Source organism: Ottowia sp. SB7-C50 (assembly GCF_033110285.1).
GTDB lineage: Bacteria > Pseudomonadota > Gammaproteobacteria > Burkholderiales > Burkholderiaceae_C > Ottowia.
In genome coordinates this window covers 2,661,621-2,674,184 of record NZ_CP136995.1, presented here as the reverse complement: position 1 = coordinate 2,674,184, position 12,564 = coordinate 2,661,621, and the positions used below count along the sequence as shown (strand labels likewise).

Annotated in this window: 13 protein-coding genes, 1 tRNA gene and 1 pseudogene; 1 reads left to right on the top strand and 14 read right to left on the bottom strand. The window is 67.5% G+C overall.

Features of this window, described 5'->3' with window-relative positions; translation table 11 throughout:
* Positions 1–27: 27 nt before the first annotated feature.
* From R0D99_RS12760 to R0D99_RS12715, 10 genes and pseudogenes are all read right to left on the bottom strand, one after another.
* Entirely contained in the window at positions 28–651 is a 624-nt protein-coding gene (locus R0D99_RS12760; RefSeq protein WP_317748555.1) for an L-threonylcarbamoyladenylate synthase, read from the bottom strand.
* Positions 652–722: 71 nt separating this feature from the next.
* Complete coding sequence (locus R0D99_RS12755) at positions 723–1,577, bottom strand: 3',5'-nucleoside bisphosphate phosphatase (RefSeq protein ID WP_317748554.1); 855 nt, start codon at positions 1,575–1,577, stop codon at positions 723–725.
* 147 nt (positions 1,578–1,724) lie between these two features.
* Complete coding sequence (locus tag R0D99_RS12750; protein WP_317748553.1) at positions 1,725–3,143, bottom strand: amidase; 1,419 nt, start codon at positions 3,141–3,143, stop codon at positions 1,725–1,727.
* 117 nt (positions 3,144–3,260) lie between these two features.
* Positions 3,261–4,748, bottom strand: a complete 1,488-nt coding sequence (locus R0D99_RS12745; protein ID WP_317748552.1) for an ABC transporter substrate-binding protein — start codon at positions 4,746–4,748, stop codon at positions 3,261–3,263.
* A 68-nt stretch (positions 4,749–4,816) separates the two neighbouring features.
* Entirely contained in the window at positions 4,817–5,635 is an 819-nt protein-coding gene (locus R0D99_RS12740; RefSeq protein ID WP_317748551.1) for an ATP-binding cassette domain-containing protein, read from the bottom strand.
* On the bottom strand, positions 5,635–6,645 hold the full coding sequence (locus R0D99_RS12735; protein WP_317748550.1) for an ABC transporter ATP-binding protein: 1,011 nt from the start codon (positions 6,643–6,645) through the stop codon (positions 5,635–5,637). The genes R0D99_RS12740 and R0D99_RS12735 overlap by 1 nt, the downstream gene beginning before the upstream one ends.
* Entirely contained in the window at positions 6,645–7,076 is a 432-nt protein-coding gene (locus tag R0D99_RS12730) for a type II toxin-antitoxin system VapC family toxin (protein ID WP_317748549.1), read from the bottom strand. Before R0D99_RS12730 ends, R0D99_RS12735 begins: the two co-directional genes overlap by 1 nt.
* A 70-nt stretch (positions 7,077–7,146) precedes the next feature.
* The gene (locus tag R0D99_RS12725; protein WP_317751097.1) at positions 7,147–7,410 is read right to left on the bottom strand and encodes a ribbon-helix-helix domain-containing protein; all 264 of its coding nucleotides are present in this window, start codon (positions 7,408–7,410) and stop codon (positions 7,147–7,149) included.
* Positions 7,411–7,482: 72 nt separating this feature from the next.
* A pseudogene (locus R0D99_RS12720) lies at positions 7,483–8,322 on the bottom strand (ABC transporter permease); the annotation flags it as partial.
* Between the two features lie 262 nt (positions 8,323–8,584).
* Complete coding sequence (locus tag R0D99_RS12715) at positions 8,585–9,553, bottom strand: ABC transporter permease (RefSeq protein ID WP_317748548.1); 969 nt, start codon at positions 9,551–9,553, stop codon at positions 8,585–8,587.
* Between the two features lie 125 nt (positions 9,554–9,678).
* Between R0D99_RS12715 and R0D99_RS12710 the strand changes: the two genes are divergently transcribed.
* Positions 9,679–9,933: a YfhL family 4Fe-4S dicluster ferredoxin gene (locus R0D99_RS12710; RefSeq protein WP_317748547.1), complete on the top strand. Its 255-nt coding sequence runs from the start codon at positions 9,679–9,681 to the stop codon at positions 9,931–9,933.
* A 76-nt stretch (positions 9,934–10,009) separates the two neighbouring features.
* On the opposite strand, the gene pth is transcribed toward R0D99_RS12710, so the two are convergent.
* From pth to R0D99_RS12690, 4 genes are all read right to left on the bottom strand, one after another.
* Entirely contained in the window at positions 10,010–10,630 is a 621-nt protein-coding gene (gene pth / locus R0D99_RS12705; protein ID WP_317748546.1) for an aminoacyl-tRNA hydrolase, read from the bottom strand.
* Positions 10,631–10,711: 81 nt separating this feature from the next.
* Entirely contained in the window at positions 10,712–11,344 is a 633-nt protein-coding gene (locus tag R0D99_RS12700) for a 50S ribosomal protein L25/general stress protein Ctc (protein ID WP_317748545.1), read from the bottom strand.
* A gap of 91 nt (positions 11,345–11,435) precedes the next feature.
* Positions 11,436–12,413 (bottom strand): ribose-phosphate pyrophosphokinase, encoded by a 978-nt coding sequence (locus tag R0D99_RS12695; protein ID WP_317748544.1) that lies wholly within the window; start codon positions 12,411–12,413, stop codon positions 11,436–11,438.
* Positions 12,414–12,479: 66 nt separating this feature from the next.
* Positions 12,480–12,556, bottom strand: a tRNA-Gln gene (locus R0D99_RS12690).
* Between the last annotated feature and the right edge of the window lie 8 nt (positions 12,557–12,564).

Here is a 12,564-nt window from a genome sequence, read left to right as displayed (position 1 = left end):
CGTTCAAAGGTTTTCAGGGCAGCCGCCTCAAAGTCCCAGCGCCGCGGGGTCGCCCCGGCCGCGGCGCAGCACTTCGGGCACGTCGCCGCTCAGGTCCACCACCGTGGTGGGCTCCAGCGGGCAGGCGCCAGCGTCGATCACGCCGGCAATCTGCTTGTCCAGCCGGGTCAGGATTTCCTCGGGGTCGTTCAGCGGCTCGGTGTCGTCCGGCAGGATCAGCGTGGTCGCCAGCAGCGGCGCGCCATGCAGCTCCAGCAGCGCCTGCAGCGCGGGATGTTCAGGCACGCGCAGGCCAATCGTCTTGCGCTGCGGGTGGCTGACGCGGCGCGGCACTTCCTTGCTGGCTTCCAGGATGAAGGTGAACGGCCCCGGCGTGCCGTTTTTCAGGCGGCGAAACTGCGCGTTGTCCACGCGGGCGTAGCTGGACAGTTCGCGCAGGTCGCGGCACAGCAGCGTCAGGTGGTGCTTGTCGTCCACCTGGCGGATGCGGCGCAACTGGTCGGCTGCGGCCTTGTCGTCCAGCTGGCAGGCCAGCGCGTAGCTCGAATCGGTGGGCACCGCCAGCACGCCGCCCTGCGCGAGCAGCGCCGCGGCCTGCTTCAACAGGCGTGGCTGCGGGTTGTCGGGGTGGACGCTGAAATGCTGGGCCATGAAAATACTATCAAAAAAGTAGCAACCTGCGCTTTACAGACCAACGCGAGCGGCCAAAAAGACTGAAAACATCAATGTATGCGCTGGGCCAGCATAGACCAGACCGGTGTCAGGTCGGGCGGCAGCGGCGGCAGCTTGCCCAGGTCGGTGTAGCTCTCGTCCGGGCTGTGGAAGTCGCTGCCCCGCGAGGCGGCCAGGCCGAATTCGCGCGCCATGTCGGCATAGCGCAGCGCTTCGGCGGCGGTGTGGCTGCCGGTGACCACTTCGACACCTTGGCCGCCGTGCTGCCTGAATTCGGAGAACAGGGCGTACTCCTCATTCGGCGTGAATTTGTAGCGCGCCGGGTGCGCGATGACCGCCACGCCGCCGCTTTGCGTGATCCAGTTCACCGCATCGCCCAGGCGGGCCCAGCGGTGCGGTACGTAGCCGGGCTTGCCTTCGGTCAGGTACTTGCGAAACACCTCCGACGTGTCGCGGCACACGCCGGTATCGACCAGAAAGCGCGCAAAGTGCGTGCGCGAGATGAGGCGCGGGTTGCCCACGTACTTGAGCGCGCCTTCGTAGGCGCCGGGGATGCCCACCTTGGCCAGCTGCGCACCCATTTCGATAGCGCGCGGGCCGCGCCCATCGCGCGTGTCGGCCAGGCCTTCCATCATGCGCGGGTCAGTGTGGTCGAACCCAAGGCCCACGATGTGCACGGTGACGTCGGCAAAGGTGACGGAAATCTCCACGCCCGTCAGGTACCTGATGCCGTGCGCGCGGGCGGCGTCCATCGCGCGCTGCTGGCCGCCCACTTCGTCGTGATCGGTCAGCGCCCACAAATCCACGCCATTCGCCGCCGCGCGCGCCGCCAGTTCCTCAGGCGTCAGCGTGCCGTCGGACGTGGTGGAGTGGCAGTGCAGGTCGGGGTTGAGGGGGAAGGTCACCAGGCCATTTTACGAAGCACGGCATGACCTTGCAGGCGGCGCTTTCTCAACATCGGAAGGCCGCGGAGCAGGCCGTGCGGGAACGCCGCGGCCGGGCTTGCACCGGCCGCCAGCGTTGTCCCCCTGGGGGGAAGGCGCGTGAGCGACTCAGGGGGGATGTGGAAACTCTCGTTGCGGCCCGCGCAATTGCTCAAACGCCCGCGCCATCTGCAGCACGCCCAGGTCGTCGAAGCGCTGGCCGGCGATCTGCAGGCCGATGGGCAGCACGGCGCCGGGGGTGGCGGGCGAATCCATGTAGCCGCAGTTGACCGAAATGGCGGGCTGCTCGCCCATGTTGAAGGGCACGGTGAAGCCGATGTGGTCCAGCCCGCGCAGCGGGTCGTTGGTGGGGCTGGGCCATTCGGCGGGCGCGGGCGCGTTGGGCGACACGGGCGACAGCAGGTAATCGAAGCCCTGCATGACGCGCGTGGTGGCGGTGCGCACCGTCTGCGTGGCGGTGTAGGCGCGGAACACGTCGGCGCCGCTCATGCCGCGCGCGCTGTCGGCCCACTCGCGAATGCAGGGCAGCACGGCGGCGCGCGCCTGGGGCGTCAGGCCGTCGATGTCGACCATCGAGCGCATGCGCCAGAAATGGTCCAGCCCGTCCAGCAGTTCAGGTGTCATGAACGGGCTGACCGGCGTGACGACGGCGCCTTGCGCTTCAAAAAGATGAGCGGCATGGCGCACCGCGGCTTCGATGGCGGGCTCGACCGGCAGGCCGCAGCCGGCGGCCAGCAGCAGGCCGATGCGCACGCCCTTCAGGGGTTTGTCCTGCGTCCAGGCGGCAGACCAGTCGATGGCCTGCGGCGGCAGGTTCATGTGGTCGCGGCCGTCGGGCAGGCTCAGCACCTGCATCATCAGTGCGGCGTCGGCCACGGTGCGCGTCATGGGGCCGGCGGCGCGGCCCATGTAGGGCGGGTCGATCGGCACGCGGCCCAGGCTGGGCTTCAGGCCCACCACGCCACACCAGGCGGCCGGCAGGCGGATGGAGCCGCCGATGTCGGTGCCGATGTGCAGCGGCCCGTAACCCGCCGCGGCGGCAGACCCTGCGCCGGCGCTGCTGCCGCCGGGCGTGAGCGCCACGTCCCATGGGTTTCGCGACAGCGGGTGAAAGGTGGACAGGCCCGACGACAGCATGCCGTAGTCGGGCATGGTGGTCTTGGCGACGAACACGGCGCCGGCTTCCAGCATGCGGGCGGCGGGTGGTGCGTCGGCGGCCGCGGGGGTGAGCGTGACCGCGCGGGTGCCCAGCGGCGTGGGGTCGCCCTGGGTGGCGATGTTGTCCTTGATGGTGACGGGCACGCCGTCCAGCGAACCTTGCGGCGCGCCTTTCAGCCAGCGCGCTTCGCTGGCGCGGGCCTGTGCCAGTGCGGCCTCGGGGCGCAGCAGGTAGGTGGCGGCAATGTGCGGCTCCCAACGCTCGATCTGCGCCAGCACCGACTGGGTCACGTCAACGGGCGAGAAGTCGCGTGCCTTGTAGCCCGACAGCAACTGGTGGGCAGAAAGATCGTGCAGCGCAGTGCTCATGGTGTGTCCGGTCCGGCAAATGGCAACGGGCCGATTCTACGAAAGAAATCGGCCCGTAGCCCGCTTATGGTTTGAGAAGTTCGCTACACAATTTGTAGTGAACGCGGTTTCATGCGATCAACTCCAGCTGATCGCCGACAGGTCGTTGACGAAGATCGGCATGTCCTTCCACAGGCCGTTGAGCCGGCGGTTGGCCACCGTGACCCATTGCGGCTGGTACAGCCAGGCCAGGGCGGCGTCATCGGCCAGCATCTTCTGCGCGTCGCCCAGCAGCTTGTTGCGTTCGGCCACGTTGGGCGTGACCTTGATCTTGCTGAACAGCTCGTTGAACTTGGGGTTGTTGTAGCCCCAGTAGTAGTCGGGCTTGGTGAAGTTGTTCAGGTCGAACGGCTCGACGTGGCTGATGATGGTCAGGTCGTAGTTCTTGGGGCCGCCATAGGTGTTGGCCAGCCATTGCGCCCATTCGACGTTCTGCACCTTGGCGACGATGCCGATCTTGGCCAGCTGCGCCACGATGACCTCGCCACCCTGGCGCGCGTAAGGCGGCGGCGGCAGCACCAGCGACAGTTCCAGCGGCGTGGTCACGCCGGCTTCTTTCAGCAGCGCCTTGGCTTTTTCGACGTCATACGGGTTGACGCCGGTGGTGTCGATGTAGCCCGCCGCGCCCGGCACGTAATGGCTGCCGATGGGCACGCCAAAGCCGTCGCCCGCGCCGGCGATGACGGCCTTGCGGTCGATGGCCATGCTGATGGCGCGGCGCACGCGCACGTCGTTCAGCGGCTTCCTGGCGTTGTTGATGGCCAGCACCGTCTTGGCGCGCGAGCCGCTGACGATGGTCTGCAGCCGCGGGTTGGCCTTGAACTGCGCCGCACCGCGCGGGGTGACGCGCACGAACGCATCCACGTCGCCCGACAGCACGGCCGCCACCTGCGCCGCCGGGTCGCTGATGAAGCGGAAGGTAGCGCGCTTGATCTTGATGGCGCTCGGGCTGCGGTAGGCCGGCGAGGCCTTCAGCACGATGGACGAGCCCTTCGACCAGTTGTCCAGCACGTACGGGCCGGTGCCCACCGGCTTGGTGGCGTTGCCGTCGGCGCTCTTGGGCTCGACCATGATGGCGGTGGCCTGGCCCATGTAGAACAGGAAGTCCGGGTCCGGCTCCTTGTTGATGACGACCACCGTGTGGTCGTCGATGGGGCGCACGCTTTCCATGGCGGCAAAGGTGCGCTTGTCCTTGTTGGTGCTCTTTTCGCCCGCGGCGCGCTGAAAGGCGTACTTCACCGTCTGCGCGTTGAACGGCTCGCCGTTGCTGAACTTGACGCCACGGCGCAGGTGGAAGGTGTAGGTGCGCAGGTCGGGCGAGACTTCCCAGCGCTCGGCCAGCAGCGGGGTGACGCTGCCGTCGGCGTTGATCTTGGTCAGCGTCTCGAAGATGTTGTACTGCGTCACCTCGGCGATGGCCGACGCGGCGCCGGCCGTCGGGTCCAGCCCCGGCGGCTCCAGCGTCATGCCCACCACGACGGCGTCCTTGCGCGATTGGGCGAATGCAGGCAGGTGGCTGATGGCAGCCAGCGCGGGCAGGGTCAGGGCGAAATCGCGGCGTTTCATCTTCAAGGCTCTCCTTGGGGGGGGTCGGGACAGGACGCTGCGCATGGTAGCGCAGCGTCCGTAACGCCTCAGGCGGCCGTGGGGGCGACAAGCTGGGGCACCGATTCCAGCAAGGTGCGCGTGTACGCGTGTGCCGGCTCGCTCAGCACCTGGCGCACGGGGCCTTGCTCGACGATGAGGCCGCCCTTCATCACCGCCACGTCGGCGCACAGGTAGCTGACCACGGCCAGATCGTGGCTGATGAAGAGAAAGGTCACGCCGTACTCGTCGCGCAGGTCGGCCATGAGGTTGAGCACCTGCGCCTGCACCGAGACATCGAGCGCGCTGACGGCCTCGTCGGCGACGATGAGCTTGGGGCGGGTGACCAGCGCCCGCGCGATGGCGATGCGCTGCCGCTGGCCGCCGGAAAATTCATGCGGGTACTTGTCCAGGGCGTCGGCCGAGAGTCCCACGGATTCCAGCGTGGCGGCGGCGCGCTCGCGTTGCTGGGCGCGCGTGGCGCCTTCGAGCGCGGCGGCCGGTTCGGCCACGGTGCGCCAGATGGGGCGGCGCGGGTCGAGCGAGCCGTAGGGGTCCTGAAACACCATCTGGAAGTCGCGCCGCGCCGCGCACAGTTCATCGGGCGGCAGCGCGTGCAGGTTGCGGCCCTCGAACAGCACGGTGCCGGACGTGGGCGCCTCCAGCGCCATCACCAGGCGCGCCAGGGTGCTCTTGCCCGACCCCGATTCGCCGACGATGCCCATGCTGCGCCCGGCGGTGACGTTGAGGGACACGCCCCGCAACGCGTCGACCGCTGCGGGCGGCTTGAACAGCGATTCACGCGGCAGCGTGTAGCGGCGCGTGACGTCGCGGATTTCAAGCAAAAAAGGGCCTTCGCGCTGGTCCATCAAGAGTCTTCAGCTATCGATTCAGGAGTGCCCAGCACCACGTCGGCGCGCCGGCAGCTGAACCGGTGGTCGCCGGGCAGCGCCACCACGGGCGGCGGCTGGGTGCGGCAGGCGGCTTCGGTGTAGGCACAGCGGCCCGCAAACGGGCAGCCGGGCGGCAGGCTGAACAGGTCGGGCACGCTGCCGGCAATGGTGGGCAGCCGCTCGCTGCGGTGCGCGACCAGGCGGTTCGCCAGGCTGGGCCGCGCGGCCAGCAGACCGCGCGTGTAGGGGTGTGCCGGGCGGGCAAAGACCTCGGCCGAGGCGCCGCTTTCAACCACGCTGCCGCCGTACATCACCAGCATGCGCTTCACGTTCTGCGCAATCAGGCCAAGGTCGTGCGAAATCAGGATGAGCGCCATGCCGCGCTCGTCGACCAGCTCGCGGATCAGCGCCAGGATCTGCTTTTGCACCGTCACGTCGAGCGCGGTGGTTGGCTCGTCGGCGATCAGCACGTCGGGCTCGCACGCCAGCGCCATGGCAATCATGATGCGCTGGCGCTGGCCGCCCGAGAACTGGTGCGGAAAGCTGTCCACGCGCCGCACCGCGTCGGGAATGCCGACGCGGTCGAGCAGGGCGATGGCCTTTTCGCGCGCGGCATGGGCCGACAGGTGCTGGTGCAGGCGCAGCGGCTCGGCGATCTGCGCGCCGACGCGGTGCACCGGGTTGAGCGCGGTCATCGGCTCCTGGAAGATCATCGCCAGCCGAAAGCCGCGAATCGCGCGCCAGTCGCGGTCGGGCAGGCCGATCAGCTCGCGCCCCTCCAGCGTCAGGCTGCCGCTGACGATGGCGTTGTCGGGCGCCAGGCCCATCAGGGCGAGCGCGGTCATGGACTTGCCGCAGCCCGATTCGCCGATCAGGCCCAGCGTGTCGCCGCGCTCCAGCGCGAAGCCCATGTCGCGCACGGCCGGCGCCGTGCCGCGGTGGGTGTGCAGGTCGACGCGCAGGTGGCGGGCTTCGAGCAAGGGCATCAGGCGCGCAGCAGGTTGGTGAGGGGTTTGCCGCGCGCGTCACGGTAGACGTCGAAATCGGCGTCGATGCTGACGATGCGGCGAATGCCGCGGCGTTCTGCCGCCTCGGCGATGGAGGCGTCGGCCAGGTCCAGCGGCAGGCTGGCAAAGCGCTGGGCGATGCGGCGCATCTGCGCCAGGCTGCCGTCGCCGGGCGCGTCGACCTGTACGCCACCGCGTTCGACCCACAGCAGAAAGTCCAGCGCGGCCTGGTTGTGTACGCGGCGCGCCAGCAGGGCGCACACCTCGGTCAGCACGGGCCAGGTGCTGACCAGCGCCAGCCCTGGGTGCGCCTGCAGCCAGGCGACGACGCGTGCGTGCCAATGGTCGGCAGCATTGAACAGCGCCAGCAACGGGCCACTGTCCACCAGCACCTGGCCCTGCGGCGCCACGCCGTATTGCGCCGGCGCTTCGGCGGCGTGCGGGGCGGACGCGGGGGGTGCTCATGGCGGTGGTGGCGCGTCAATGGGTGCCGCGGCGGGCGTGCTTGTCGCCCCAGGCGTCGGCCAGATGCTGGCGGCGCGCCGTGGCCAGGTCGGCCGGGCCGGCGTGGCGGCCGAACAGATCGGCGCCCAGCGCAAACGCCGATGCCGCGCTGGCCGGCGTGCTGGCCAGGTAGGCCACCAGCGCATCGCGCATCACATCGCTGAGACTGCGGCCCTCGGCCGCGCAGCGCTGGCGCAGCGCCTGCTCCAGATCGGGCGGAAGTTTGACGGTGGCGGTCATGGGCATTGCTCCATCGGTAATACGCATGATATTACCAAGATCGGCGGACATTTCAAGCATCAGCCCCGCCGCTGAAGCCGGGGGGTCGAGCAGGTCGCGCAAGCCATCGCCCAGCAGGTTGAGTCCCAGCACCGACAGCGCAATCGCCAGGCCCGGCCACACCGCCAGCAGCGGCGCCTGGAACATCAGCGTCTGCGCCTCGGCCAGCATGCGGCCCCAGCTGGGCTGTGGGGGCTGTGTGCCCAGGCCCAGGTACGACAGCGCGGCCTCGGCCAGGATGGCAATGGCAAAGCGGATGGTGGCCTGCACGATCAGCACCGGCAGGATGTTGGGCAGTACGTGCTGCCAGGTGATGGCCCACGGACCTTTGCCGCTGGCGCGCGCGGCCAGCACGTAGTCGCGGCTCCACACGCTGTTGGCGGCGGCGCGGGTGATGCGCGCGAAGGTCGGGATGTTGTAGATGCCGATGGCGATGATGGCGTTGACGATGCCCGGCCCGTACACGGCCGTGAGCATGATGGCCGACAGGATGGCCGGAAAGGCGAAGCCGAAGTCCGACACGCGCATGATGGTCTCTTCAACCCAGCCGCGCCGCGCCGACGCCAGCAGCCCCAGCCCCGTGCCCACCACCAGCCCGATGCCGACGGCGATGACGCCCACCAGAATCGACGCCCGCGCGCCCACCAGCAGCAACGACACCACGTCGCGCCCGAACGCGTCGGTGCCCAGCCAGTGCCGCGCGTCGGGCGCCAGCAGCTTGGCGTCCATGTCGACGTCGTAGACGGAGTAGGGCGTCCCCACATACGACAAGGCGGCGGCCAGCAACAGCAGCAGCGACAGCACGCCGCCGATGACGAAGCCTGGGTGCTGCCGCGCGCGCTGCCAGAAGCCGGGGGCGGTGTGGCTGTTCATGAGAAACACTCAACCGCCGGACGCGAAGGACGCAAAGGTTTCGCGAAGGACGCGAAGAAAGCCCTCAACAATTTGAATGGGAGGCGGCGAACATGCCTGGTCTGTTGACCCGCGGTGCGCGATCTCCAAAAAAAACGCTGTCGCTCAATGACTTGCCGCAAGGTCATCGCAACACGCTTCAAACAAATTTTGGGTATTTCTTTTGCGTCCTTTGCGAAACCTTTGCGTCCTCTGCGTCCGGCTGTTTTGAATTTCGACCGCCTCATATCTCACTGGCCTTCACCCGCGGATCGATCACCGCATACAGCACATCGACCACAAAGTTGACGATGACCACCATCGCCGCCAGCAGCATCACGCAGTTGCGTACCACGATCACGTCGCGGTTGGCGATGCTCTGGAAGATCAGGCGCCCCAGGCCCGGCAGGTAGAAGACGTTTTCGACCACGATGGTGCCGGCCAACAGCTCGGCAAACTGCAGGCCCATCACCGTGATGACGGGGATCATGGCGTTGCGCAGCACGTGGCCCCACAGCGTGGCGCGGTGGCTCAGGCCCTTGGCGCGCGCGGTGCGCACGAAGTCCTCGCGCAGCACTTCCAGCACCGCCGACCGCGTGAAGCGCGCCAGGATCGCCGCCTGCACCACCGCCAGCGCCACGGCCGGCAGGATGAGCGCCTTCAGTCCCTCCCACAGCCCGAGCCAGACGCCGTCTTCAAAGTACCAGCCGTCGAAGCCGCCAGCCGAAAACCACTGCAGCTTCACCGAAAACAGCAGGATCAGCAGGATGGCGAACCAGAAGTTGGGAATGGCGATGCCGACCTGCGCCATCGACATCAGGCCGACGTCGACGGCGCTGTTGTGGCGCGCCGCGGCGTACACGCCCACGGCCAGCGCGATGGCCGTGGTCAGCAGCATGGCCAGCACGGCCAGCGGCACGGTCAGTTGCAGACGTTCCAGAATCAGCTCAGACACCGGCGAGCCGTAGGTGTACGACAGTCCCATGTCACCGCGCAGCAGGCCGCCGATCCAGCCGAAATATCTCGTCAGCGCTGGCTGGTCCAGCCCCAGCTCGGTCGCCTTGGCGGCCACGGCGGCGGGGTCGGCGTCCGGTCCCATCAGCACCTGGGCGGCGTTGCCTGGCAACACCTCCAGCACCGCGAACACGATCACGCTGGTGGCCGCCAGCGTGGCGATCAGCGTGAAGATGCGTTTGAAGAGAAAGTAGCTCATGCGCGGGGCGGGGTGCTGCGCGGCATTATCAACACATCGGGTAACGTCATTGAGGGCGCGACGGGGCGGTTGCGCGGCGGGGCGGGATAATCGGTGCCATTGTTTCCATCTGCCGGAGCTGTGCCATGGCGCTGATGATCACCGACGAGTGCATCAACTGCGACGTCTGCGAACCCGAATGCCCCAACGACGCGATCTCGATGGGGCCGGAGATCTACGTGATCGACCCGAACAAATGCACCGAATGCGTCGGTCACTTCGACGAGCCGCAATGTGTGCAGGTGTGCCCGGTGGAATGCATCCCGGTCAACCCGCAGCGCGTCGAAAGCAAGGACGCGCTGATGCAGAAATACCGCCTGCTGCAGTCGGCCAAGATGTAGTGTTTAACAGGATTCTGGCCGTCTGCGCGCTTGCTGACTGTTTTGGAAGCTATTGTTTTTGTAGCTTGCCGTTGCGTCAGTCGGCGGGCGGTTCCGCGGCAGGCTTGGGCGGCTTGGCGCGCGGCGGCTTGTCGGTGTGGATCTGCACCGTGGCGCGCTCCATTTCACCCATCACCAGCTGCTCGAAGGCCTGGGCCGACCGCGTGATGGCCGTCTCGATCTGCGCCAGTTCGTCCGCCGGCGGCTTGCGCAGCACCCAGCCCACCACTTCCGCGCGGTCGCCGGGGTGCCCGATGCCCAGGCGCAGGCGCCAGTAGTCGCCGGTGCCCAACTGGGCGTGGATGTCGCGCAGCCCGTTGTGCCCGGCGTGGCCGCCGCCGCGCTTCAGCTTGGCCTGGCCGGGCGAAAGGTCCAGTTCATCGTGCACCACCAGGATCTGCTCGGGCGCGATCTTGTAGAAGCGCGCCAGCGCGCCCACCGACTTGCCCGACAGGTTCATGAAGGTCTGTGGCTCGAGCAGCCACACGGTCTGCCCGCGCACCTGGGTGCGCGCCATCAGCCCGTGATAGCTGCGTTCGGCGACCAGCCGCACGCCCAGTTGGCGCGCGACCTGGTCGATCCACCAGAAGCCCGCGTTGTGGCGCGTGGCTTCGTATTCGGCGCCGGGGTTGCCCAGGCCGACGAAGAGCTTGATCATGGGTGCGGATTATCCGTGGTCGACAAAAAACAAACGGCCCGCCGAAGCGGGCCGTGAGCGCCAGAGGATGGCCGGGCCGGATTACTTCTTGTCGGCAGGCTTGGCGTCGGCCGCAGGGGCGGCGTCGGCAGGCGTGTCAGTCTCTTCGGCGGCGGGGTTGACCACCGACACCAGCACGGTGTCTTCAGCGGTGTGGCCGCGCAGCACGGGCTCGACGTCCTTGGGCAGCGTGATGTCCTTCAGCGTCAGCGTGGCGCCTTTTTCCAGCTTGGACAGGTCGACCTCGATCGATTCCGGCAGGTCGGCCGGCAGGCACGACACTTCCAGTTCGGTGAGGATGTGGTTGACTAGGCACTTGTCAAACTTGACGGCGTTGGACTCTTCCTCGCCCTTGTAGTGCAGCGGCACCTTCAGCTGGATCTTCTGCTTGGCCGACACGCGCTGGAAGTCGATGTGCAGCACCTGCTGCTTGAACGGGTGAACCTGCAGATCGCGCAGCAGCACCTTGCTGACCTTCCCGGCCAGTTCCATGTCCAGCACGGACGAGTGGAAGGCTTCCTTCTTGATGGCCTGCCACAGGGCGTTGTGGTCCAGTTCGATGAGCTGGGGCTCACCCTCACCACCGTAGACAATGCCCGGCACCTTGCCGGCATTGCGCAGACGGCGGCTCGCACCCGTACCCTGCTTGGCGCGCTCGAAGGCGACGAATTTCATGGCAATACTCCTTGATGGGCCGACCGCGACCAGTGCGACCCCGGTTGAAAAAGACCGCGCGGCCGGATTGCCGGGCGATCCGCGTGTTCCGTCAGAACAGGTTGTCCTGCTCCTGGAACAGACTCATGACCGATTCGCCGCGGGCGATGCGCTGGATCGTCTGGGCGATCAGCGGCGCCACGGAAAGCTGGCGAATCTTGCTGCACTGCATGGCAGCGTCGGACAGCGGAATGGTGTTGGTCACCACCACTTCGTCGAGCGCCGTGCCCTGGGCAATGCGCTCGATGGCGGGACCGCTGAAGATCGGGTGCGTGCAATACGCATAGACCTTCTTGGCGCCGCGCTCCTTCAGTACTTCGGCCGCCTTCACCAGCGTGCCGGCCGTGTCGATCATGTCGTCCATGATGACGCAGTTGCGACCGTCGATGTCGCCGATGACGTGCATGACTTCGCTAACGTTGGCCTTGGGACGGCGCTTGTCGATGATGGCGAGGTCGCAGTTGAGCTGCTTGGCCAGCGCGCGGGCGCGCACCACGCCGCCCACGTCGGGGCTGACGACCAGCAGGTCGTCGTAGTTCTTCTGCCGCAAGTCGCCCAGCAGCACCGGCGAGGCGTAGATGTTGTCGACCGGGATGTCGAAGAACCCCTGGATCTGGTCGGCGTGCAGGTCCATCATGATGACGCTGGACACGCCCACCGCCTGCAGCATGTTGGCCACCACCTTGGCGCTGATCGGCACGCGCGTCGAGCGCGGGCGACGGTCCTGCCGGGCATAGCCGAAGTAGGGGATGACGGCGCTGATGCGTTCGGCCGACGAGCGCTTGAGCGCGTCGACCATGATCAGCAGTTCCATCAGGTTTTCGTTGGTCGGCGCGCAGGTGGACTGCACCACGAACACGTCGCGGGCGCGCACGTTCTGCTTGATCTCGACGGTGACTTCGCCGTCGGAGAAGCGGCCGACGTCGGCGGCGCCAAGCGTAATGTTCAGGTGGCTTGCGATTTCAGCGGCCAGTGCCGGGTTGGCATTGCCGGTGAACACCAGAAAATCGGGGTTGTGGGACGGCTGCATGCGCTTTCCGGCGTGTCACTGAAGTGCGGCTCAGTGCCAGGCGCAGCGCACCCGGCGAAACAGGTTTGGCAGGGGAGGAAGGACTCGAACCCTCGCATGCCGGAATCAAAATCCGGTGCCTTAACCAACTTGGCGACTCCCCTACGCCGGT

Excerpts from the sequence above, each read along its gene's own strand:
- R0D99_RS12760 (WP_317748555.1), bottom strand. The coding sequence starts at position 651 with ATGGCCCAGCATTTCAGCGTCCACCCCGACAACCCGCAGCCACGCCTG.
- R0D99_RS12750 (WP_317748553.1), bottom strand. The coding sequence starts at position 3,143 with ATGAGCACTGCGCTGCACGATCTTTCTGCCCACCAGTTGCTGTCGGGC.
- R0D99_RS12745 (WP_317748552.1), bottom strand. The coding sequence starts at position 4,748 with ATGAAACGCCGCGATTTCGCCCTGACCCTGCCCGCGCTGGCTGCCATC.
- R0D99_RS12740 (WP_317748551.1), bottom strand. The coding sequence starts at position 5,635 with ATGGACCAGCGCGAAGGCCCTTTTTTGCTTGAAATCCGCGACGTCACG.
- R0D99_RS12735 (WP_317748550.1), bottom strand. The coding sequence starts at position 6,645 with ATGCCCTTGCTCGAAGCCCGCCACCTGCGCGTCGACCTGCACACCCAC.
- R0D99_RS12725 (WP_317751097.1), bottom strand. The coding sequence starts at position 7,410 with ATGACCGCCACCGTCAAACTTCCGCCCGATCTGGAGCAGGCGCTGCGC.
- R0D99_RS12715 (WP_317748548.1), bottom strand. The coding sequence starts at position 9,553 with ATGAGCTACTTTCTCTTCAAACGCATCTTCACGCTGATCGCCACGCTG.
- R0D99_RS12710 (WP_317748547.1), top strand. The coding sequence starts at position 9,679 with ATGGCGCTGATGATCACCGACGAGTGCATCAACTGCGACGTCTGCGAA.
- pth (WP_317748546.1), bottom strand. The coding sequence starts at position 10,630 with ATGATCAAGCTCTTCGTCGGCCTGGGCAACCCCGGCGCCGAATACGAA.
- R0D99_RS12700 (WP_317748545.1), bottom strand. The coding sequence starts at position 11,344 with ATGAAATTCGTCGCCTTCGAGCGCGCCAAGCAGGGTACGGGTGCGAGC.
- R0D99_RS12695 (WP_317748544.1), bottom strand. The coding sequence starts at position 12,413 with ATGCAGCCGTCCCACAACCCCGATTTTCTGGTGTTCACCGGCAATGCC.